Source organism: Candidatus Poriferisocius sp. (genome assembly GCF_965202595.1).
In the GTDB taxonomy this organism is placed as follows: domain Bacteria; phylum Actinomycetota; class Acidimicrobiia; order Acidimicrobiales; family Bin134; genus Poriferisocius.
The window spans coordinates 1,506,185-1,529,532 of record NZ_OZ241836.1 but is presented as its reverse complement, the minus strand read 5'-3'; the positions used below and the strand labels follow the sequence as shown (position 1 = coordinate 1,529,532).

The window sequence follows — 23,348 nt, the reverse complement described above, 5'->3', positions numbered from 1 at the left end:
ACCCCGGCGGGGACCCACCCCTGTTACCTGCTCTGTGGTGGAAATACTTGCTGGGGGGGGGGGTGCGGGTATAGTAGAGGTTTATGTTGAGTTTTTTGCGGGTTGTTTTGGGTTCTAGCCGGGGGGGGGGGTAGTCGTTTAGCGCTGCCCTGGTTTGGGTTCCTGGTTTTGGTGGGGTTGGTGGGGTCGGTGTTGGTTGGGGTGGGGGGTGTGGGTGCGCAGGGGGGTGTACCCGCGGCTCCGCGATCGCCGAAGGTGGAGGTGTTGGGTGGTGGTCAGGTTCGGTTGTCGTGGGAATCGCCGGGGTCGGGGGAGGTGCGTTATGAGTATGTGTTTTCACAGTCGACCGATGGTGGGACCAATTGGGTTCCGCCGGTGGACAGGGTGGTGGCTTCTACAGGGGGATTAGCGCCCACTTCGAGGGATCGTAGTGGGGTTGTGTGGAGGACGGTGCCCGGTGGTGGGGCTGCTCGGTGGGTGGTGGTGTCGGGTTTGACGGTTGGTAGCACCTACCGATTCTTCGTAAGGGCGGTGAACGCTGCGGGAGCGGGGCGAATTCGTGAGCTTTCTAGCACGGTGAGTGGGGATTTGGTGTCTGATGTTGCGCCGGCACCGGCGGGTTTGCGGGCGGTTGTTTCCGATTCCCAGGTGGAGTTGAAGTGGACGCAGGCTCGGGGCACGGTTGCAGGGTCGGGGTTTTCTCCTATTTTGCGGTATGAGTACGCGATTAAACAAGGTGATGGGGGATGGTCGGGGTGGTCGGTGATGGCCGATGATGGTAGTTCGGCTGGGGATCGTGAGTCGTTCGTGGTTTTGGGTTTGACCAATGATGTTGGGTATTCGTTCAGGGTGCGGGCGGTTAACAAGCATGGCAACGGGGCCACAGGTGTGGTGGGGCCGGTGGTGGTGGGGGGCGCGCCGGGTGCTCCTCGTAACTTTGTGGTGACACCGGGTGATAAGTCGGCGTTGTTGTCGTGGCAGCCGCCGGGGGTGGTTGGCTCCCCAGTAACGGGTTGGGAAGTCCGGTGGTCAGACGGTAATTACGGCACTTTGGCGGAAGCTGATTGGAACCGGGTTCCTGGTGAGGCCGGGGCCAGGTCTTATTATGTGACCGGTTTGGATAATACCCAGAGTTATGTGTTTGAGGTGCGAGCTGTTAACGCGTTGGGTGGGGGTTTGGGGGCGCGTTCTGGGTTCGTTTATTTGGGTAAGCTGCTGGATGCACCTGCTAATTTGGAGACGAAGACGGTGAAGGATTCGTCGGTGACATTAGGGTGGGAACGGCCAGCTAATTTCTCTAGTAGTGGTGATAGTGCGGGGTTTCAGCATTATGAGTATTCGGTGCGGGCTGGTGACGGGCAGTGGGGTAGTTGGGTGACGATACCGGGTGACTACACGACTGAAGAGTTTACGGTTCCGGGTTTGAAGGCGGGCACCGGGTATCGGTTCCGGTTGCGGGGGGTGAATGTTGTTGGTGCTGGTGCGGTGGCTGAAACGGGGGTTGTTTATCCGGGGACGGTACCGTCGGCGCCGGCAGTGTCCGCAGAGGTGGTGTCGGATTACACGATAGGGTTGCATCAGGTGGTTTTGTCGTGGAGGGGTTCCGATGGTGGTTCACCGATAACGAAGTGGCAACTGAAGCGGGTAGAAGGTGCGGCTAATGTGGGGAAGTTGACCAGCGCGACGTGGTATGATTTGTGTGATAACACCACGGGGTTAGATCCGACCTGTGCGGGGTTATCGACGTTTACGGTGACCAAGAATCGGACCTTAGATTACCAGAATGCAACTGGCTGTTTTGTTGGGGTGTGTGTGGGGAGTTTGAAGGTGGGGGAGCATTATTTTGTGTTGCGGGCGCAGAATGCCAGGGGTGTGGGTTTAGAGTCGGGGGTGGTGAGGGTGAACATTGCTAATGGTGTTCCCGCTATGCCGAGGAACGTGTATTTGAGGGGTTATACTGATGATCCCCTTACCGGTGGTCGTCCTCATATGGGGTCAAGATTTCCTGCTAGTTATCTTCATGGTGGTACGCTTTTGCGGTTGGAGTATTCCTGGAAAGCTGGTGATGGGGTGTGGAGTGGATCGGCTACTCTAGATGGCAGGTTGAGGGATGCTACTGATGGTTTTGATGAGATTACCTTCCGAGTTGGGGAGACTTACACGTTCAGGCACCGGGCGGTGTCTGATGTGGGGGCGGGTTATGCGATCGAGTCGGAACCGTTTGTGTTCGGGGCTCCGCCTTTGCCCGGTGCTGATGGTTGGACGGGTGTACCCTTCACGCGTCCGCAGGTGTTGGCGGTGCCGGGTAATGGTCAGGTGAAGTTGAACATCGTTCGACCCAAAGGAAGGTTTATAAGACGTAGTGGTGGTTTTGTGGTTGGTTATGAGAATGCTTTCACCGATACCGATGGTACTTATGATGACACGGTTTGGGAGTATTCGTATCGGCCTACTGGTGGCGAGTGGTCGCCGTGGGCGGTGTCCAATACGGGTCAAAGGTTCGCGGGGCGGGCTGCGAACAGCGCCGATGTGGCTGGCGATGGGATCGTGGTGTCGGGTTTGCGCAATGGGGTGGCCTATGAGTTCCGGGTCAGGGCGCTGAACCGGCACGGCACCGGTTGGTTGCCGGGTCCGGTGTTGTATTCCAACGGTGCCGGTTTGCATAACAAAGCCTCCGATGTCATACCCGACAAGGTGGCCATACCGGGTGTGGCACCCCCCGCCCCGGCAGGGTTGACGGCTTCGGGTGGTGATGGCCAGGTAACGCTGTCGTGGATGTCGGTGGGGTCGGGAGGTCCGCCGATCATCCGCTGGGAATACATCAAGGATTCAAAAGCTGCGGGTTCGACCACATGGAGTGGTTGGGACAGTGTTTGGACTCCGGTTCCGGGTTCGGGGCCGTTGACGACTCAAGCGGTGATAAAGGGTTTGACCAACGGCACGACGTACCGGTTCCGCCTGCGGGCGGTGAACGCTTTGGCAGTCTTCGACAGTGAAGGTGTTTTGGATACTGTGACTACCGATGTCAACAAGGGTGCGCAGGCACAGTCATTGGCAGCCACCCCCGGTAAGGTGCCCACCGCGCCCCGCCAAGTAACAGTGACACCGGCCGATGGTGGGGTGAGGGTTACTTTGTTGGCTCCGCAGGGTGGTTCTGATGTTTTGGGCTATGAGGTTCGGGTGCGCCGCAGCGGTAGTGGCAGTTTTGATGCGTGGGAGTCGTTGGGAGCTCGCATCACCCCGCCAGCTCGTCATTTGGCGGAATCGGTTGGGGTGCCGGTGCGGGGTTTGGTCAATGGGGTGGCTTATGACTTCGAGGTGCGGGCGGTGAACCAGTTCGGTGCCGGCCCCGCCGCAGGAGTGGTCGGCCCGATAACACCGATCGGCGCACCCACCGGAGGTTCGCTGTCTGCGACTGCTGGTGATGGGCAGGTCACTTTGTCGTGGGCGGCAACGAACACGGGGGGTTCTGTGGTTACGGGTTGGCAGTACCGCATGAAAACCAACGGTGGGGGTTACGGTTCGTGGACCGCGGTCACCGGTGGGGCGGCGGCCCGGGGTTTGGTGGTGGATGGTTTGGCCAATGGTCGGTCCTACACGTTCCAGGTGCGAGCGGTGACTACCAATGTTCAAGTGATTGGGGCGGCGTTCGAGTCCACCCCTGTCACCCCATCGGCGGTGCCCCCCGCCCCCACAGTGAAAGCCACCGCTGCCAATACGATGGTCACTTTGAACTGGACCGCTGTTGATGGTGGGGCGGTGGGGGAATCGTCGTGGGCTGCTGCGGTTACTGGTTGGCAGTACCGGATGAAAACCGGCACCGCCGGTTACGGGGCTTGGGTTGATGTGCCTGCTGCTACGACCATCCGTGAGGTTGATGGTCTCATCAACGGTGTTGCTTATACCTTTGAGGTCCGGGCGCAGAACAGGATTGGTGCTGGTACCGCTGCTACCGCGACGGTGATGCCGGCGACGGTGCCTGATGCGCCGGCAGTGACCACCACGGCTGGTGACAAGACGGTGACGGTGAGCTGGACGGCTGGTGGTGATGGGGGTTCTGCGGTGACGGGTTGGCAGTTGCGCACCGATGATGGTGAGTGGGGTAGTTATCCTGCTGGTACCACCTCGGTGCCGGTTCAGAATCTCACCAACGGCACCACCTACACCTTCCAGGTGCGAGCCCAAAACGCCATGGGGGCTGGGGCTGTTGGAGTTGACACCGCGATGCCGGCGATGACCCCCGCTGCTCCCACCGTTACCACCACCGCCGGTGACGGTACGGTTACTTTGTCGTGGACACCCGGCACCGATGGGGGGTCTGCGGTGACGGGTTGGCACTTGCGGGTCGATGAAGGCCAGTGGCAGGACCTGACCGGCATGGGTTTGGGCGCTGATGCCACCTCGGTGCCGGTGCTGAACCTTGTCAACGGCACCAGCTACACGTTCCACATAAGAGCCCAAAACGTGATGGGTCCCGGGGCTGTGGCCTCTGTCACGGCGACACCGGCGGCGGTGCCTGCGGCTCCCACCGTCACAGCAACGACTACTAATGGCACTATCACCGTTACCTGGATGGCGGGTGGTGATGGGGGTTCTGTGGTGACGGGTTGGCAGTGGCGTACCCGTATCGGGAGCGCCGGTTTCGGTGAGTGGGCCGATGTTGGTGCGGCCACGATGAGCGCGGTCATATCCGGTGTGGATACCGGTACCGGTCCGGTGGGCTACACCTTCGAGGTGCGAGCCATCAACCCGGTGGGTGCTGGCCCCGCGGGCACTTCGCCCACCATCGTCCCCGGTGATGACAAAGCTGATGATGAGGGTTACTACACCGGCCCGATCAGTAGCCCGAGTTTTTGTGCCGAGTTCTCTTTGGGCGGGGCACGCTTGTTCGCTCTCGACAGCAACGGTGACGGTGTGGCTGATGTGTGCTCGTTGCCGTATACCCGCCGTGAGGCCATAGCCCGCCACAACGCGGTTATCACCCTGGCCAACCGGTATCCCGATTTGTACCGTCGGCTCGTCAACGTCGAGTGCGCCAACCAACCCGGTAGCGAGACCTGCGGGGGCGACACCCTGGCTACACCCGGGTTCCCGCCCCCCAATGATGGGGGTCCCTATTATTCGGGGACCATTACCGGTCCTTCCTGGTGCGCCAACCGCTCCCTGGGAGGCCCCACCACCTACCCCTTGGACAGTGATGGTGACGGGGTGGCCGATGTGTGCTCGTTGCCGTACACGCGGCGTGAGGCCATAGCCCGCCAAAAAGCCGGTGACACCCTGGCTGCCACTTACCGCGACGAGTACAGAGCCATCCTGGCCGAGGAGTGCCGCCGCTTGGGCCGCGGCAACTACGGCGACAGCACCGCTGATCTGAACAACGACATCTGCAACTAGCCCACCTCCATCCTATTTCTCCCCGCCGGGGTGCCCCCTACCACCCTGGGTCAACCCCGGCGGGGACCCACCCCTGCCAGAACGACTTCTGCTACAACTAGCCCATCACCAACCTGGATGGCTTCGGTGGCAGACTGGGGGTGGTGAGAGCGGCCATAACGCTGGAGCAGTGCTGGCATCGGGTGCCGGGGGGTACGGCTGCGGCGGCGTTGGGATGTGTGAGGGCTCTGCAACGGTTGCCCGTGCCGCCGGAGATGGTGGGTATATCGGCTTGGCACCGGGATCCTCCCCAGGCCCCCTTTGCTCCCGAGGTGCCCATGGCCACTGTGGGGTTGCCCCGAACCGCCCTGTACTGGGGGTGGCATCATCGGCGCCGGCCATCCGTGGAGCGGGTTGCCGGGGCGGTGGATGTGATCCACGCCACCGGAATGGCGGTACCGCCCCGCACCGCACCGCTAGTGGTGACGGTAAACGACCTGGCGTTTCGTCACTACCCCGATCATTTCACCAGCCGAGGACTCCGGTTCTTTGAGCAGTCGCTGGAGCTGACCCGCAGCGAGGCCGACATCGTGATATGCCCGTCGCAGCACACGGCTGATGATTGCGTGCGGGCCGGGATCGGGGCCGAAAGGGTGCGGGTGGTTCCATACGGGGTGGATGACCTGCTGGTGCCGGCGAGCGAAGCCGAGGAGGTGCGCCGGCGGTTCGGGTTGTCCGAGCGGTTCGTGCTGTGGATCGGCACCCTGGAGCCCCGCAAGAACCTGCCGGGGCTGCTGGAGGCGTGGAGGATGCTCGACCGTAACGGTGAGGAACTGGTGCTGGCCGGACCGCAGGGCTGGCGGCCGAACCTGACCGGTGCTGTTGACTCGGCCGGTCCCGTATCATCAGGGTCGCTGCGCCGCCGGCGGCCGAACCGGACCGGTGCTGTTGACTCGGCCGGTCCCGTATCATCAGGGTCGCTGCGCCGCCGGCGGCCCAACCGGACCGGTGCTGTTGACTCGGCCGGTCCGTCGGTGCGGTGGCTGGGGTTTGTGGCCGAGACCGACAAGCGGGCTCTGCTGCGGGCGGCGACCGCGGTTTGCTATCCGAGCCTGACCGAGGGCTTCGGTTTGCCGGTGCTGGAGGCGATGGCTCAGGCCACACCGGTGGTCACCTCGGCAACGGGGGCAACCGCCGAGGTGGCCGGGTCGTCCGGGTTGCTGGTCGATCCCACCCGGCCGGGCGAGATTGCAGGGGCACTGGCCGGGCTGCTGGACAATACCGGCGAAGCGGCTCGCCTGGGTCGGCAGGGACGGGAACGGGCGCTGGCAGTGTTCACCTGGTCCCGCACTGCTGGGGAGCTGTATGGTGCCTACCGGGAGTTGGCGGGCCGGTGAGCGTGACCTGCTGATGGGGGACACGATCTCGGTTGGGGTCAACCTGCTCTGGCTCCGGCCCGGCCGGGTCGGGGGGTCCGAGGAGTATGCCGTCCGGCTGCTGGCCGCCATCGACTTCGATGCGCCCGTGCGCCTGACCCTGTTCGCCCAACCCGGTTTCAGCGGAGCCCATCCGAGGCTGGCCGAGCGCCACGAGGTGGTGACCTCACCGGTGGGGAGGGGTCGCCCGCTTCGGGTTCTCAGCGAGAACACCTGGCTGGCCGATCAGTGCCGCCGCCGCCGCCCCAACCTGGTTCACCATTTCGGGGGCACGGTACCCCTGATCGGCAACCGCCCCTCGATCGTGACCATCCACGATGTTCAACCCCTGGAGTTTCCCGAACGTTTCGGTGTGGTCAAGAGGTCGTACCTGCGGATGATGCTGCCGTGGTCGGTGCGCCGGGCCGAGGCGGTGGTTACCGTTAGTGGCTTCTGCCGGGATCGCCTGGTGGATCACCTGGGGGTTGATCCCCGGCGGGTGCGGGTTCTGCCGGCACCGGTGTTGGCTTCCACAGAGGCCTCCGCCAACTCCCGCTTGACCGCCCCGCCGTTGGTTGCTGCCAACCCGGGTGGGGTGGAGCCGGCACCGGGTGTCTCGACCTCCGCCAGGCCGCCGTTGGTTGCCGATCTGTCCCGGCCGTTCGTGCTGTACCCGGCAATCACCTACCCTCACAAGAACCATGCGGTGCTGCTGCGGGCGCTGGCCCGGCTGGCCGGCCGGGGGTTGGAGGTGGACGTGGTGGTTACCGGCATTCCCGGCCCACTCGATGGCGAGCTGGACCGGCTGGCGGACGCTCTCGGGCTGGGGGAGCGGTGGCACCGGCTGGGTCGCATCCCCGCGGGGGTGCTGGAGGGGTTGTACCGCCAGGCGCTGGCCGTTGTGTTCCCGTCGCGTTATGAGGGTTACGGGCTTCCGGTTGTCGAGGCCATGATCCGAGGCTGCCCGGTGATGGCCGCTGATGCCGGATCACTGCCCGAGGTGGTGGGATCGGGGGGGTATCTGGTCGATCCCGATGATGATGCTTCGTGGGCTACCGCCATCGAATCCCTGCTCCTCGACCCTCGTGCTCGCCGGAATCTGGTCGAGGCCGGCCGGTCCCGGGCGCAGGAGCTGGCCGGATTGGACCCCGCAGCCGAGTTGTGCGCTCTCTACTTCGAGGTGGCCGGGTGAGCGCCGGGTTGAGGATCCTGGTGCTGTGCCCGCACTATGAGCCGGATACCGCCCCCACCGGGGAGATCATGACGATCCTTTGCCGGCACTGGGTGGAGCGTGGTCATCGGGTCGAGATCATCACCAGCCTTCCGTGGTACCGGGACCATGCCGTGGCTGCCGGGTGGTCGGGACGTCTCCTGCGGACCCAGCACGAGGTTTGGGGTCGGATTCGCCGCTGGCATCCGTTTCCTTCCCGAAAGGGCCGGCTGGTGGCCAGGGCGGTATCGTTCGCCGGTTTCACCGTGCTGGCCGGAGCGGACGCGGTGGCGACCTCGAGACGGTGCGATGTGGTGTTCGCCATGTCACCGCCTCTCACTCTGGGAGTGGCCGGGAGGGTTGCGGCCCGGATGCGACGGGTACCGCTGGTGTTCAACGTGCAGGATGTGTTTCCCGATGTGGCGGTTGAGACGGGCGTGCTGCGGGGTTCTCGGGGGGTGGCCGCGGCCCGCCGGCTGGAGCGCCGGGTGTACCGGTGGGCCAATGCGGTGACCGTGTTGTCGGAGGGCATGGCCGGCAATGTGAGGGCCAAGCTGGACCCCGGTGACCATGAGTCCAAAGTGGTGGTTATCCCCAATGTGGTGGATGTGGACCGCATCACCCCCGCTGACCGCCACAACCGCTACAGGGCGGAGTTGGGGTCGGGTGGCGGCAGCAGCGGCAGGGGCCCGGACTCGGCGGCCTCGCGGCTTGGCCAGCCGGGGGCGGAGTTGGGGTCGGGTGGCGGCCGCGGCCCGGAAGCGATCGGAACGGTGGTGATGTATGCCGGTAACCTGGGCTATTCCCAGTCGCTGGAGTTGGTGGTGGCGGCTGCGGAGCGGTTCGCCGGTGAGGGGCGGGATGATGTCCGGTTCGTGGTCAACGGCGACGGGGTGGCTCGCCCTCTGGTGGCTGAAGCGGCCCGGCACCTGGACAATTTGACCCTCGTGGGCTGGCAACCGCCCGAGCGCCTGGGTGAGGTTCTGGCGGCTGCCGATCTGCACCTGATTCTGCTGCGAAAGGGGCTGGGGGCCTCGAGCGTGCCCTCCAAGGTGTACTCGGTGCTGGCCGCGGGCCGGCCAATGGTGGCTGCCGTCGACCGGGGTAGCGAGATTGAGCGATTGCTGGTGGCCGCCGGTGCCGGCCGGACGGTGGATCCCGATGATGTGGATGCCTTCTGCTCCACGGTGGCCGAGATGGTTGACGACCCCAGCGGTTTGGCCGAGATGGGTCGCCGGGCACGGGCCTATGCCGAACAGATCCCCAGTCCCGGCCAGGTGGCCGATAGGTATCTGGAGCTGTTCCAGCGCCTGGCCCGGCCTTAGCTCGCATCCTTGGGGCTGCGGATCGGACCACGAATCGCAAACCGGACCACGGGCTACAGGTATGGGTTTGCCGGTTGGGCCGGGTAGCGTAGTTGGCTGTGGCAAGAGCCTCTGGTTCACGAAAGGTGGCGCGGGCCGCGTCAATGGGCGAGGCCAGCCGGCAGCGCCGGTTCATCGGCTTCCCTGCGGTCCTGACGCTCATCATACTGCTCGGCAGCGGGGTGGTGGCGATGGCCTACACCCTGCGCGAGGCCGAATCTCGTCCCAGTATCAGCGATCACTGGCATTCGGCCTACGGGGTATGGGACTGCACCGACGGCGAGGACGGGGCGTTTCAGCCGGTTTTCCAGGGTCGGCAGAACAGCCAGGGTTTCCCCTATGACCCCGAGGGCATCCATTCCCACTCCGACGGGATCATCCACATTCACCCGTACACCGCCAACGCGGCGGGTGAGGATGCCGTGATGGGTAAGTTCTTCGAGAGCATGTTCGTGACCATGGACGAGAACGCCATTCAGGCATCGGAGTTCGGGGTGATCAGCGCGGCGGATGCCGTTTGCAACGGGGAGCCGGCGGTTATCCAGATCGTGCGCTGGTACAACGCGCTTACCGCGGGGGTGGCGCCGCCCGATGAGCGGATCTACGAGGATTTCGACAAGATTCACTTCAAAAATGATGGCGAGGCCTTCACGCTGGCCCTTGCCCCTCGCGACGCGGTAGTGCCCCCGCCTCCCACCATCAACGATCTTCTCTCTGTATCGCCGTCACTGACCGCCAATCTCCAGCAGCCCGAGGGTCCGGTTCGCATTGAGGAAACGCCTGAGGGCGAGATCCCGGGGGTTAGGGTGGAGGACAGCGGCTGAGCCCGGTTGGGGTCGGGTTAAAGGGCAGCCGTTGAGCCCGAGCTCCGACATGGACGCGGTGATTCTGGCTGGGGGCTTCGGTACATGGACGCGGTGATTCTGGCCGGGGGCTTCGGTACATGGACGCGGTGATTCTGGCCGGGGGCTTCGGTACCCGGTTGCGGCCCCTGACCTTGAACCGGCCCAAGCAGATGCTGCCGGTTGTGGATCGACCCATGATCGAGCATGTGGTCGGGCACCTGGGAGCGCAGGGGGTATCCCGGGCCATCCTGTCGCTCGGATACCGGCCCGACGGCTTCGAGGCGGCCTATCCGCAGCGTCGCTGTGCCGGGGTGGAGCTGCTCTACGCCGTCGAGCCCGAACCGCTGGACACGGCTGGAGCCATTGCCTTTGCCGCTCGCACCGCCGGAGTGGACGGCACCTTCATCGCGATGAACGGTGATGTGATCAACCGTTTTCCCCTGGCCGGCCTGCTGGAGTTGCACCGCCGGGCCCGGGCCCGGGCCACCATAGCCCTGGCCCCGGTGGCCGACCCCTCCCGCTACGGCGTGGTGGTGTGCGATCCCAACGGCAGGGTGCAGAGGTTCGTGGAGAAGCCCCCGGCCCTCCAGGCCCCCAGCAACCAGATCAGTGTTGGCATATACGCCCTGGAGCTCCGGGCGCTGGACTCGGTTCCCGAGGGGGGGCGGGCATCCATGGAGCGGGAGATTTTCCCCGGCCTGGTTTCCCAGGGCGGGTTGTACGCGCTGGGGTGGGATGGGTTCTGGGTGGATGCCGGCACTCCCGAAACCTACCTGGAGGTGCAGCTTGCTCTGGCGGGCGAAGGTTGGGTTCATCCCGCGGCGGTGGTGTCGCCCGGGGCATCGGTGACGCACTCGGTGGTGATGGATGGGGCTGTTGTTCACCCGGGTGCCGCGATCATCGATTCCGCGGTTCTACCCGGGGCCCGGGTGGGTCGGGATGCGACGGTGGAGGGCTCCATCGTGGGCTACCGGGCCGAAATCGGAGCCGGTGCCCGCCTGAGCGACCTGTCCGTGGTGGGGGACGGCTGCGTGATCCCCCCCCAGGCCGTTCTGCGGGCCGAGCGGTTGCCAGCGGCTGGGTAAGCGGCTGGGCCACCAGTTGATTGAGCTGGGTAAGCGGCTGGGCCACCAGTTGATTGAGCCGGGCTAGCGGCTGGGTCACCAGTTGATTGAGCTGGGCTAGCGGAAGAGGTCCTCGGTGGGGGGGCGGATCAGATCCTGCTGGATGCTTCCGGGGCCGAGCCAGGCCGGGTCAACCCCCCGGATGACGGCCACCGGGACGCCGGCGGCCTTGCCCATCACCAGCTCGGCGGCAGCGGCCAGCTCGTCGCTGATGGCCACCTCGGTCACTTGAAGCTCACGTCCCGAGGCATCGGGAGTTCCTCGCAGGTCGAGTATGGGGCGGATCCCGGCTATACCAATGGCCACATCGGTAACTCCCCGCCGCCAGGGCCTCCCGAAGGTGTCGGAGATGATAACCCCCACCTCCACCCCGGCTCGGGCCCTGATCCCGTCGCGTATGCGCCGGGCCGAGCGGTCGGGATCGTCGGGCAGGAGCGCGACCATCCCGCTAGCCACGTTGGACCGGTCGACTCCGGCGTTGGCGCATACGAATCCGTGCTTGGTCTCGCTGATTATGAGGTTGTCCCGGCGCCGCAGCACCCGCACCGACTCCCGCTCCACCACCGGTTGGTGCGACCGGGGATCATTAGGGTCCACGGCGGCCATGGCGTTTTCGGCCTTGGACACGATCTTCTGGGTGACCACCACCACATCGCCGCCGGCCAACCCGGCCGCCCCGGCGATTAGGCCGGCCAGATCGGCACCCGCCCCGATTTCCGGCAAACCCTCAACCCCGAAAATCTCCAGCCTCATGCCCGGACCCTTTCTGGCTCGACCCAGGTTTGGGTTAGCCGGTTTCATGCCCGGCCCCTACCGGCTTGACCCAGGACGACTCGGGCCAGCGCGGTGGCCTCCTCGGGTCCGTTCATCACGGTGTGGGTTACCACGCAGTTCATGCCGGACGCCTCCACATCGGGGGCCAGGTGGGCATCGGCCTCATCTATCACCAGGGTGGCAGCCACATCCCGGTACAGCCGGGCCACCCCGACCACCGAGCACTCGTGACCCAGCTCCAGCATGAGCCGGTCGGCGGGGCCCTTCAGCGCCGCGCCGTTCACGATGGGGGACACCGCCATCACCGCTTCCCGGCGAGCAGCCACCGCCTCCCTGACCCCGGGCACCCCCAGCACCGGAGCGATGGACACGATGGGGTTGGAGGGGGCGATGATGATTCTCGTGGCCCGGGTCAGGGCCTCGATCAGGCCCGGTGCGGGGTGGGCGCTCTCCAACCCGGCCACCCGAACCCCGGTCACGGTCACGTTGTGGCGGCGGCGCACGAAGTAGTCCTGGAAGTCGATCTCCCCCTCATCAACGGTGGTGATCCTGGTTCGGATCGTGTCGTTGGTTACCGGGACAACGGCCAGTTCCAGACCCCAGGCGGTCGCGATCTCCCCGGTCACCGAGGCCAGATCGGCTCCCTGCCCCAGCCGGTGGGTGCGGTACAGGTGGGTGGCCAGGTCGCGGTCGCCCAGCCGGAACCAGGTGATGCCCCCGTAGCGATCCAGAGCTTCCATGGCCTGCCAGGTCTCCCCGGCCAATCCCCACCCGGTCTCGGGGTTCACCGCCCCGGCCAGCGTGTAGATCACGGTGTCCAGGTCCGGGCTCACGTGGAGTCCGTGCAGGACGGTGTCGTCGGCCGTGTTCACCACCGCGAGCTGATCCCTGGGAGGGTGGACCCGAACCAGGCCGGTGAGGAGCTTGGCCGCCCCCACCCCTCCCGCCAGCGTAACCACACCCCCGGTCAGGAGAGTTCCTTGCTGGTGATCGGATGGGGTCGGGTTGGTTCCTCCGGTCAAGAGAGTCCCTTGAGCTTGCCCTGGAGCAGATCCAAGTCGGCATCCACCATCATGGTCACCAAACTCGGGAACTCCACCTCCCGATGCCATCCGAGGATGGAAGCGGCTCGGTTGCCGTCGCCCACCAGCAGGTCCACCTCGGCCGGGCGCATGAAGGCCTCGTCGATCACCACGTAGTCCCGGTAGTCCATGCCCAGGTGGCCGAAGGCGAGCTCGCAGAACTCCCGGACCGAGTGGGTCTCCCCGCTGCACACCACGTAATCGCCGGGTTCTTCCTGCTGGAGCATCAACCACATGGCCTTCACGTAGTCCCCGGCGAAACCCCAGTCACGCTTGGCATCCAGGTTTCCCAGCCGCAGCTCATCCTGGCGCCCCAGCGATATGGAGGCCACCGCGTGGGAGATCTTGCGGGACACGAACTCCAGTCCCCGGCGGGGGGATTCGTGATTGAACAGGATGCCCGAGCTGGCGTGCAGCCCGTAGCTTTCCCGGTAGTTGACGGTGATCCAGTGGCCGTACACCTTGGCGACACCGTAGGGGCTCCGGGGATAGAACGGGGTGGTCTCGGTCTGGGGCACTTCCTGCACCTTGCCGAACATCTCACTGCTGGAGGCCTGGTAGAAGCGGATGCTCGGATTCACGATGCGGATGGCGTCGAGCAGGCGGGTCACCCCCAGGGCGGTGGTCTCGCCGGTGAGAACCGGCTGACCGAAGGAGGTTTGCACGAACGACTGGGCCGCCAGGTTGTAAACCTCGGTGGGCCGGTGTTGCCGCAGAGCCTCGATCAGGGATGCCTCGTCGAGCAGGTCCCCGCCGGTAATGGTTATCCGGTTCTGGAGGTGGGCGATTCGTTCGAAGCTGACGGTGCTGGAGCGCCGGACCAGCCCCACCACCTCGTAGCCCATGTCGAGCAGGTACTCGGCCAAATAGGAGCCGTCCTGGCCGGTTATCCCGGTGATCAGCGCTCGCCGGGGGTGTTCATCGGCCATGGGAGGCTCCGGGGCCATGGGCTCGGCACTCGGTTTGCGGGGTGGGGTGTTCATCGGCCATGGGGGCCTCCGGCTGGAGGGTTCAGGCGGCGGCGGGTTTCGGCCAGGGTCTCGGCCAGGGTTTCGGTCAGGCCGATCTCCGGGGTCCAGCCGGTGGCCTCCCGGAGCTTGGTGTTGTCGCCCCGCATGGCCGGTTCGTCCACGGGACGGAACAGGCGGTCGTCCTGCTCCAGGGTCATCGGAGCCTCGGCCAGGCTCAAAAGGATCTCCGCCACCTCGGACACGGCCACATCCCGGCCCGTGCACACGTTGAAGGCCTCGCCCGGCTCACCGTGTACGACCAGCAGGCGGTAGGCCCTGACCACGTCACGCACATCGGTGAAATCGCGTCGAGCCGAGAGGTTGCCCACCGGCACCCTGGTCTTGCCGGACTGCTCGTTGCGGACGATCCGGGCGGCCAGCGCCGGGGCCAGGAATCGGTCGCTCTGGCCCGGGCCCAGGTGGTTGAAGGCCCGAGCCCGGATGACCCCGAGGCCGTGACCCAGAAAGCCCTGGATGCACACCATCTCGGCGGCGGCCTTGCTGGCGGCGTAGGGATTGACCGGTCGGAGGGGGGCGTGCTCGTGTAGGGGCAACTCGTCGAGGTTGACACGCCCGTACACGTCGCTGCTGGTGACCGACAGCAGGCGCTCCACTCCCGCATCTATGCAGGCCCGGACCACGTGGAGGGTACCGTCGGCGTTGGTCCGGAAAGTGCCCAGGGGGTCGTCCCAGGAAGCGGCCACGTCGCTCTGGCCGGCCAGGTGATACACCGCCTCCGGCTTCGCCTCCGCAATCAGCTCGGCCAGGGCTCCGGCATCCTCGATGGGGGGACCGCCGATGACGCGGTCCACCTCCACAACGTCGTCGTCACAGGCGTTCAGATGAGCGACAAGGTGAGTGCCCACAAACCCTCGTGACCCGGTAACCAGGGCTCGCATCGCCACGAGTGTGCCACCTCGAGCCGGGATCTGCCGTACCAGCCCCTGATCTGCTCATAATCTGTTCCCGCTGGTGGCCCTAGCGGGCCGGTACGGTGGTGACGTGGACGAAGCGCAGTTGCCGGGTGGGTCGGGTTCGGAGGATCCGCAGTTGCCGGGTGGGTCGGGTTCGGAGGATCCGCAGTTGCCGGGTGGGTCGGGTTCGGAGGATCCGCAGTTGCCGGGTGGGTCGGGTTCGGAGGATCCGCAGTTGCCGGGTGGGTCTGGTTCGGACGAAGTGCAGTTGTCGGGTGGGTCTGGTTCGGACGATCCGCTGGTCGAGTGCATCAGGAACGGCATATACGCGGCGGTTGGGCTCGGGCTGCTCGCCGTCAATCGCTTTCAGGCCGCCCGGCAGGATTGGGCCGGCCGGATGCCCGATGACCTGCGGGATTCCCTGGCCGACCTGGCCGATCAGATTCCTGAGGACATCCGGTACTCGGTGACCGACCTGGCTCGCCAACTCCCCGAGTCGGTCCGCACCGTCCTGTCCGATGCGGTTGAGCAGGCCCCGGACATCGCGGCGGCTCTCCGGGAGTTTCTCAGCCGAACCGAGCGCTGATGGAAGCCGAGTCCAGCATCAGGATCCATGTGGTGATCGTGACCCACGATCCCGGTCTGTGGTTCGACGAGATGCTGGAGTCGGTGGCCGCCCAGGATCATCCTGGGGTGGAGGTAACCGTGGTGGATACCGGCAGCGAGGCCGATCCCACTGCCCGGGTACACCGCTTTCTGCCCCAGGCCACCGTTTTGCGGCTCGGCGGCAATCCGGGTTTCGCCGTGGCTGCCAACCGGGCGCTGGATACCGCTCCCCGATCCGGGTTCCTGGTGGTGTGTCACGACGATGTTTCGCTGGCTCCCAACGCCCTGCGGTTGATGGCCGAGGAGGCGGTCGGGTCCAACGCCGGGATCATCGGCCCCAAGTATGTGGACTGGGACGATCCCTCTCGCATCCGCCAGGTGGGTCTGATGGTGGACAGGGCCGGAGGTTTGTTCCCGACGGTGGAGGCCGGGGAGTTGGATCAACAGCAGCACGATGCCGTGGAGGAGGTGTTCGCGGTGCCGGGAGGGTGCGTGCTGGTGCGTGAGGATCTGTTCCGGGCGGTCGGGGGCTTCGACCCGGAGATGCCTTTTTGCTACGAGCAGGTGGATCTGTGCTGGCGAGCCCGGATCCGGGGAGCTCGGGTCATGGTGGCCCCTTCCGCGGTGGTCCGTCACCGCCAGAAGCTGGCCGAACGCCTCTCCCCGAGGGAGGTTGACCGGCTGTCGCGCCGGCACCGGGTGCGGACCCTGCTGTCGGTTCACGGGTTCTGGCACTCGCTCCTGGTGATCCCCCGAGCGCTGGTGTTGGCCGCGATAGAACTGCTGGCTGCCCTGATCAACGGGCATCCGGGCCAGGCCCGGCGGATCGCCGCGGCTTGGGGGTACAACCTGGTTCGCCCGTTGTCGATCCACCGGCGCCGGCAGGCCATCGGCCGGAGCCGCCACGTTTCAGATGCCGATATCCGCCGCCATCAGGTCAAGGGGTACACCCGGTGGGCCTCGTCGTTGCTGGGTCGTGGCGATGGGCACACCGGGCTCGGCTCCGATGGCGGGCCGGCAGCCCAGGATGCCTACCGGGCCCGGATGAGTCGATCCCGGGGTGCGATGGTGGTGGGGATCATCACCGCGATTGTGATCCTGCTCGGGGCCCGGGGCCTCATAACCGGAGGTATTCCCGCCGCGGGAGGGTTGCCCCGGTTGGGGTCCAGTTCCGACCTTTTGGCCGGTTGGTGGAGCGAGTCGCGCCCCGTCGGGTTGGGCCAGGAGGGGTTCGCGCCCACCGGTCTGGCGGTGCTGACCCTGCTGAGCTGGCTGTTCATCGGCGAGACCGATCTTTTGCGCACGGTGCTGATCGTCGGGATGGTCCCATTGGGAGCGCTGGGAATGTGGCGGATCATGCGCCCGTTCGACTTTCCGCTCCGGGTGGTTGCTCTGGCGGTGTACCTGGCCTGCCCGGTGCCGTACAACGCGCTGGCCAATGGGGTGTGGGGTGCCCTGCTGCTTTACGGCATCGCTCCCTGGTTGCTGCGGGCCGTGCTCGCCGCCGCGGGGTTGGACCCCTTCCACAGTGCGGGGGCGGTGCTCGGTTCCGGGGGGTTGGCTGCTTCCCACAGTGCGGGGGCGGTGTTGGGGGCGCGCCTTTGGGCCGGTCGGGGGGTGCTGGCGGTGGGCCTGCTGATGGGGCTGGTTGTGGCCATGGCACCGGAGGCCCTCATTGTGGTGGCTCTGATGGCGGTAGGTCTGGCGCTGGGGTCGCTTCTGGCCGGAACCGCGACGGGCGTGATCCGACTCGTGCTGGTGGTGTTGGCCGGCGCCGCGGTCGGCGCGGTGCTTAACCTGCCGTGGTTGCTGGACAGCGGACCGTCGCTTCTGGGGAACCGTCCGGGAGGTGGACACGAGAACTCATGGGCCGAGCTGTTGCGGTTCGACACCGGACCGTTCGGCGATGACCGCCTGGGCTGGGCCCTGCCGGTGGCCGCGCTGCTCCCTCTGGTTCTGGCCCACGACTCCCGCCTGGCCTGGGCGGTGCGGGGATGGACGCTTTACCTGGGTACCGCCGCGGTGGCTCTGGCCGGTGAGCAGGGCTGGTCGCCGGTGCCCTTGCCCCGGCCCGAGGTTGTGCAGGTGCCCGGTGCGGTGGGCCTGGCCATCGCCGTGGCCATGGGGGTGGCCGCGTTCCAGGTGGACGTGCGGCGCTATCGCTTCGGGTGGCGGCAGATCGTGCCCCTGACCGCGCTGGCCGCCCTGGTGGCGGGAATGTTTCCGTTGCTGGCCGCCGTATCCGATGGTGACTGGAACGCAACCGGTGACGACTATGGCGATGCTGTTGCCGATGTGGTGCCGCTCCTCTCCGGGGATTCCATCGCCCAACGTGACCAACAACGTACTGGCGGCGATGCTGTTGCCGATGTGGTGCCGCTCTCCGGTGAACCTACCGGGGAGGGTGATGGTCGCGGGGGTAGGGTCTTGTGGATCGGGCATCCCGATGTCCTGCCTCTGGGTAGTTGGAAGCTGAGCGGCAGGCTGTCGTTCGCGATATCGGACCGTTTCCCCACGGTGGCACAACGTTGGGTTGGCGAGCTGGATGACCACAACCGACAGGTGGGGGCGGCGGTGGTCGGGGCTCGTACCGCCGGCACCAAGCGCCTGGGTGCTGAGCTTGCCCGGTGGGGGATCGACACGATCCTGGTGGCGGAAAGATTGGCGCCCGCCCCCTACGGCGAGCTGTCGTGGGCCACTCCCAAGTGGTTGCTCGACCTGCTCGACGACCAGCTCGATCTGGTTTCGGGCCGGCTGGCCGCGGGTATCACCACCTACCGAAACGTCGCCTCGAACCCGGCGGCGACCGAACTCCCGGTTTTCTCGGTGGGTAGCGGTGACACCTCAGGATCGACCCGATTGCTGCTGTCGATGCAGGTGGTGTTGTGGGCGGTGGCCCTGTTTGCTCTGGCTTACCTGGCTCGGACCCGCCGCCGGAGCCTGCGCCCGGGGGAGGCTTGGTGAAATATGGCTTCTGCTTCGGCTGGTAAGCCGCCGGGGACTGCATCCGGGCCAGGCGTGGTGAGGGGAACGGTCATGCGCCGACCGTTTGTGGTTCTGGCCCTGGTGGTGGTGGTGGTCGGGTTGGCAGTGGCGGAGAGCGGGGGCGGAGGGTCGCGACCCGGTGAAGCCCCGGCGGGTTGGGGGATCACCAGCGCCGCTCCGGGCCCGAACGCCCGGGGAGGGGTTTGGTACTGCACCGCGGGAACGTCGATGCCGGGAGAGATCGCCGACCACTCGGTGACAGTGATAAATCCGAGCCCGGATCCGGTTACCGCCACTGTAACGGTGTTTCCGGTGACACCGGGAGGATCGGGATCGGCATCGGCCGCTCCCCAGGAGGTGACGCTGGCGGTGCCGGCCCGATCGGAGGTTTCCCTGCGGTTGGCCGAGGTGGTGGTGTCGCAGTACACAGCGGCCCTGGTCGAGATCGACTCGGGGCAGGCGACTGTCGAGCAGCGGGTGCAGGGACCCACCGGCACCGATGCCACCGCTTGCGCCACCCGCTCGTCTACGGTCTGGCATTTCCCCGCCGGATCCACCCGGCGGGATGCTCGGCTGATCTTCACGCTGTTCAACCCGTTTCGCGACCGGGCGGTGGCCAGGTTCACTTTCTCCACCGACGAGGGAATCCGCGAGCCCTCGGCCCTGAAGGGGGTACTGGTGCCGCCCCGATCGCTGGTGGTGGTGAACGCCACCGACGCGGTGCCCCGGTTCTCTTCGGTGTCCACCACGATCGAGTCGCCGGCCGGCCGTATCGTGGCCGGCCGGCTCCAGCTCTTCGATGGCAGCGAGGGGTTGGAGGGCCTGACCGCGGGGGCCGGCATTGCCGAGCCCCAAACCCGGTGGGCGCTGCCCGGTGGTCCGACCGGTGGGGGAGTGGTGGAGCACATCGTTCTTTACAACCCCTCCGGGGAGGTGGCCGACACCGGTATCAACATCCGGTTGGATGCCCCCGAGTCGGCCAGAACGGTGGCTCCCCTGGATGTGCAGGTGCCGCCCCACCAGCGGGTCGTCCTGGTGTTGGGTTCCCCCGGGCCCTACCCGCTTCCCCCTGCCCCCCATACCTACTATGTCGGGGACCAGCTCCCCGGCGGGTCGGGGTTCTGGGCCGCGGTGCAGGTGTTCAACGGTGTGCCCATCGTGGTCGAGCGGGTGGTGGCCGCACCGGCTTTGTCCTCGCCGGCCGGAGTGGGGATCACCGCCGGTACTGCGGTCACCGCGGTTCGGCACCTGATCACCGGCAGCCGGGCCGGCGGGACCGGGGTGGCTCTGGCCGTGGTCAACCCCTCGCCCGACTCGATTGTCCAGATCACCGTGTCGAGGATCGCCGATGGCCGGGTCGTTCCCGTGGCTCGGCTGGATCCCCGGGAACTGGGCCCCCGCAGCCGCTTGATAGTGCCGGTGGACCGGCTAACCAGCGGCGACTCCTACGCCCTTCTGGTGGAGTCCACCCGGCCGGTGGCGGTGACCCGCTCACTCATGTCCCCAAGCGGAACCGGCCTGGCCTCAAGCACCTCCGTTCCCTTCGACCCCACCTTTTTGGACATCTCAGCGTTCTAGCTGTAACCCTTATGGGCGTTGTTGATGGTTCGGTTGGGTGAGTCTGCGGTGCCGTTGTGGTGGTTGTCAATTATCTCGGTGGTGGGGGAAAATATTGAAATGCAATGGTTTGAACCGCCTGGGTAGTATTGGTGGGCCCATCGGGCACGTTATCGTCGGCTGTAAACTGGTCAGTACCTACTTTTGCCTGAAATTTTTCAGAATTGTTTTTATATTTTGGGTGGGTATTGTCACCCTTGCTGATAGTATTGAGGGTATGAAGTTCGACCCCGGTGTTTCCGAACCTGAGACCAATTCTGATACTAACACTGCTGGCAGTGACGGTGCTGGTGGTGGGGATGTTTTGCGGTTGGAGTTGGTTGATTTGGAGGGTATGGACTCCAAGGGTTTGTTCAATTTAATGTTTGATATCCTCGCTACCCGCCACATACTCGACGGGTACATGACCGAAGCGTTGAATCGTTACGGCGATCTTGTGGGCGAGGGCGAACTGCGGGCCCTTTGCCTCCAGTTCGGTATGGGCCGTTACCTGGCCAACCGCGAAGCCCGAACCGCCGGCGCGTTGCGGGAGTTGCTGGCCACGGTGGATGCGGTCAAAGCCGGGGGGTTTTCGATAGATCATGCCCGCTTGCTGGGGGAGTCTCATGGTCGGGTGCCTTTGACCCGGGCCCAAGAAGATGACTTGATCAACAAAGCCAAAACCGAGGACCTGGACCGGTTCAGGAAAACCCTGGCCCGCCAGGAGGATGACCGGCGCGGCACTGATGGGGAGTCGCGGCTTGATCAGCAGCGCCGCCGTCGCAAGGCTGCGGTGTTCAACGGTGATGACGGCATGGTGGTGCTGCACGCCGAGTTGGACCAGGTGACCGGTGAGCGGGTCAAAACCGCTCTCGACGGCATGTGTGATCGCCTGTTTCGCGACGACTCCAAAAATGGCAACGACCGCACCCACCAACAGCGGGCCGCCGACGCACTCGCTGCTTTGATAACCCAAACCCCTGGGAACACGGCGGCAAAACCAACATCAACAACCTCGTCCTACTCTGCCCCACCTGCCACGCCGAAACCCACAAACACAACCCCCCACCACCCACCCGACGATTCAAACAGCCCATCTACAGCAACGTCCTCCTCAGCCCCTAACCAACCAACGCAACCACCGGCGAAACCTGCCAACCCCAACCGAACCGTCAACAACCTCCATAAGGGTTACACCTAAGGAGGTTTTTGACGGTTGGCTGGGCGGGCCTACGATCACTGTTGTGGAAGAAACAACGGGAGCCCTTCCCACCGTGCGAGATCTGGTGCTCGAGCGGGCGGGCGATGATCGCCTGGCCATGCTGTTCGAAGATGAGCGGTACACCTACCGGCAGTTCACCGCCGGCAGCGTCGCTCGGGCCCACCTGCTGCTGGCCCACAGGGGAGAGGGGCCTTTCCACGTGGGCGCGCTGCTCGATAATGGGCCGGAGTATTCCATGCTTCTGGGTGGGGCGGCGGTGGCCGGGGCCGCGGTGGTGGGTATCAACCCCACCCGGCAGGGTGCGGAGCTGGCCCGTGACATAAACCACGCCGATTGCGGCATCATTGTCACCGAGAGCCGCCACCGGGGGCTGCTGGACGGTCTGAACCTGGGCCCGGTCGAGGTGCTGGACGTGGACTCGCCCGAGTGGAGTGCGGCCCTGGCCTCCCGTGCCGGGATCGGCCCACCGGAGGTCGGCATCGATCCGCTGGCCCCCTACCTCTTGCTGTTCACGTCGGGCACCACCGGTGATCCCAAGGCGGCCATCTGCTCCCAGGTTCGGCTGGCCCGGATCGGTCAGGTAATCACCGGGATGAGGAAACTGACCGCCGACGACGTGTTCTACCAGGTCATGCCCATGTTCCACTCCAACGCGCTGATGGCCGGCTGGATCCCGTGGCTGACGGCAGGGGCGGTGGCTGCTTTCCGGCGGCGGTTCTCGGCATCGGGTTTCTTGCCCGACGTTCGCCGTTTCGGGGTCACCTACTTCAACTACGTGGGCAAGCCCCTCACCTACATCCTGGCCACCCCCGAACAGCCCGACGACGCCGACAACCCCTTGCAGATCGTGTTCGGCAACGAGGGGGCGGTGCATGACCTGGAGCGATTCTCCCGCCGTTTCGGGGTGCCGGTGGAGGACTCCTACGGCTCCACCGAGGGGGGAGTGTCGGTGAGCCGCACCCCGGACACCCCGCCCAACGCCCTGGGCCGCTCCGACGAGACCGTGAAGGTGCTCAACCCCGATACCGGCGAGGAGGCCCCGACGGCGGTTTTCGACACCACCGGTAAGCTCATGAACCCCGACGAGGCCATCGGTGAGCTGGTGTCGATGGTGTCGGCACCGACGTTCGAGGGCTACTGGAACAACCCCGAAGCCGATGAGGAGCGCACCCATGACGGCATCTACTGGTCGGGTGATCTGGCTTACCGGGATGCCGACGGGTTCATCTACTTCGCGGGCCGCAACTTCGACTGGCTGCGGGTGGACGGGGAGAACTTTGCCGCGGCCCCGGTGGAGCGCATCCTGGTGCGCCATCCCGACATCGACCTGGCTGCGGTGTACGCCGTACCCAGCTCCTCGGTGGGTGACGACGTGATGGCGGCGGTGGTGCGCCGTCCCGGGGTGCCCTTCAACCCCCAGGGTTTCGCCGAGTTCCTGGCCGCCCAGGACGATCTGGGCACCAAGTGGGCTCCCCGCTATGTGCGCTGGGCCGATGCCCTGCCCCAGACCGAGACCAACAAGATTCTGAAGCGCACCCTGCGCCGGGAACGCTGGGAATCCAACGACGAAACCTGGTGGCGCGACGGTGACGGTTACCGCCCACTGCTGCCTGCCGATATAGAAACGATCCGGGCGGAGTTCGCCACCCGGGGCCGCCTGCTGGTCCTGGATGTTTGATCTGGCTCCTCGCCTGCTGGTCCTGGATGTTTGATCTGGCTCCTCGCCTGCTGGTCCTGGATGTTTGATCTGGCTCCTCGTCGGCTGGTTCTGGATGTTTGATCTGGCTCCTCGTCGGCTGGTTCTGGGTTTTCCGGCTAGCTCTGTTTA

15 protein-coding genes and 1 pseudogene are annotated in these 23,348 nt (G+C 65.6%); 12 read left to right on the top strand and 4 right to left on the bottom strand.

Going from position 1 to position 23,348, the window contains the following annotated elements; translation table 11 throughout:
* Window positions 1-210: 210 nt before the first annotated feature.
* From ACOGXC_RS07115 to ACOGXC_RS07090, 6 genes are all read left to right on the top strand, one after another.
* On the top strand, window positions 211-5,394 hold the full coding sequence (locus tag ACOGXC_RS07115) for a fibronectin type III domain-containing protein (protein ID WP_419917509.1): 5,184 nt from the start codon (window positions 211-213) through the stop codon (window positions 5,392-5,394).
* A 143-nt stretch (window positions 5,395-5,537) separates the two neighbouring features.
* The gene (locus ACOGXC_RS07110; RefSeq protein ID WP_419917508.1) at window positions 5,538-6,770 is read left to right on the top strand and encodes a glycosyltransferase family 4 protein; all 1,233 of its coding nucleotides are present in this window, start codon (window positions 5,538-5,540) and stop codon (window positions 6,768-6,770) included.
* Window positions 6,742-7,980 (top strand): glycosyltransferase family 4 protein, encoded by a 1,239-nt coding sequence (locus ACOGXC_RS07105; RefSeq protein WP_419917507.1) that lies wholly within the window; start codon window positions 6,742-6,744, stop codon window positions 7,978-7,980. Before ACOGXC_RS07110 ends, ACOGXC_RS07105 begins: the two co-directional genes overlap by 29 nt.
* On the top strand, window positions 7,977-9,323 hold the full coding sequence (locus ACOGXC_RS07100; RefSeq protein WP_419917506.1) for a glycosyltransferase family 4 protein: 1,347 nt from the start codon (window positions 7,977-7,979) through the stop codon (window positions 9,321-9,323). The genes ACOGXC_RS07105 and ACOGXC_RS07100 overlap by 4 nt, the downstream gene beginning before the upstream one ends.
* Before the next feature lie 98 nt (window positions 9,324-9,421).
* A complete protein-coding gene (locus tag ACOGXC_RS07095; RefSeq protein WP_419917505.1) occupies window positions 9,422-10,186 on the top strand; it encodes a hypothetical protein in 765 nt (254 codons plus the stop codon).
* A 119-nt stretch (window positions 10,187-10,305) separates the two neighbouring features.
* A complete protein-coding gene (locus ACOGXC_RS07090) occupies window positions 10,306-11,292 on the top strand; it encodes a sugar phosphate nucleotidyltransferase (protein WP_419919986.1) in 987 nt (328 codons plus the stop codon).
* Between the two features lie 96 nt (window positions 11,293-11,388).
* Here ACOGXC_RS07090 and cofE read toward each other — a convergent pair whose 3' ends face one another.
* From cofE to ACOGXC_RS07070, 4 genes are read right to left on the bottom strand one after another with little or no spacing between them, the layout of a single operon-like run.
* The gene (gene cofE / locus ACOGXC_RS07085; RefSeq protein ID WP_419919985.1) at window positions 11,389-12,084 is read right to left on the bottom strand and encodes a coenzyme F420-0:L-glutamate ligase; all 696 of its coding nucleotides are present in this window, start codon (window positions 12,082-12,084) and stop codon (window positions 11,389-11,391) included.
* A 44-nt stretch (window positions 12,085-12,128) separates the two neighbouring features.
* Window positions 12,129-13,127 (bottom strand): 2-phospho-L-lactate transferase, encoded by a 999-nt coding sequence (gene cofD / locus ACOGXC_RS07080; RefSeq protein ID WP_419919984.1) that lies wholly within the window; start codon window positions 13,125-13,127, stop codon window positions 12,129-12,131.
* Window positions 13,124-14,116: a GDP-mannose 4,6-dehydratase gene (gene gmd / locus ACOGXC_RS07075; RefSeq protein ID WP_419919983.1), complete on the bottom strand. Its 993-nt coding sequence runs from the start codon at window positions 14,114-14,116 to the stop codon at window positions 13,124-13,126. The genes cofD and gmd overlap by 4 nt, the downstream gene beginning before the upstream one ends.
* 50 nt (window positions 14,117-14,166) lie before the next feature.
* On the bottom strand, window positions 14,167-15,096 hold the full coding sequence (locus ACOGXC_RS07070; RefSeq protein WP_419920041.1) for a GDP-mannose 4,6-dehydratase: 930 nt from the start codon (window positions 15,094-15,096) through the stop codon (window positions 14,167-14,169).
* Between the two features lie 73 nt (window positions 15,097-15,169).
* On the opposite strand from ACOGXC_RS07070, the gene ACOGXC_RS07065 reads away from it, so the two are divergent.
* The 6 genes and pseudogenes from ACOGXC_RS07065 to ACOGXC_RS07040 all read left to right on the top strand — a co-directional run bounded on the left by ACOGXC_RS07065 (window position 15,170) and on the right by ACOGXC_RS07040 (window position 23,198).
* Window positions 15,170-15,697: a hypothetical protein gene (locus tag ACOGXC_RS07065; RefSeq protein ID WP_419919982.1), complete on the top strand. Its 528-nt coding sequence runs from the start codon at window positions 15,170-15,172 to the stop codon at window positions 15,695-15,697.
* On the top strand, window positions 15,697-18,681 hold the full coding sequence (locus tag ACOGXC_RS07060; RefSeq protein WP_419919981.1) for a glycosyltransferase: 2,985 nt from the start codon (window positions 15,697-15,699) through the stop codon (window positions 18,679-18,681). Before ACOGXC_RS07065 ends, ACOGXC_RS07060 begins: the two co-directional genes overlap by 1 nt.
* A 3-nt stretch (window positions 18,682-18,684) precedes the next feature.
* Window positions 18,685-20,280 (top strand): DUF5719 family protein, encoded by a 1,596-nt coding sequence (locus ACOGXC_RS07055; protein ID WP_419919980.1) that lies wholly within the window; start codon window positions 18,685-18,687, stop codon window positions 20,278-20,280.
* A 256-nt stretch (window positions 20,281-20,536) separates the two neighbouring features.
* A pseudogene (locus tag ACOGXC_RS07050) lies at window positions 20,537-21,259 on the top strand (hypothetical protein); the annotation flags it as partial.
* 44 nt (window positions 21,260-21,303) lie between these two features.
* Window positions 21,304-21,423, top strand: a complete 120-nt coding sequence (locus ACOGXC_RS07045; RefSeq protein WP_419920040.1) for a hypothetical protein — start codon at window positions 21,304-21,306, stop codon at window positions 21,421-21,423.
* A 119-nt stretch (window positions 21,424-21,542) separates the two neighbouring features.
* On the top strand, window positions 21,543-23,198 hold the full coding sequence (locus tag ACOGXC_RS07040) for an AMP-binding protein (RefSeq protein WP_419919979.1): 1,656 nt from the start codon (window positions 21,543-21,545) through the stop codon (window positions 23,196-23,198).
* Window positions 23,199-23,348 lie beyond the last annotated feature (150 nt).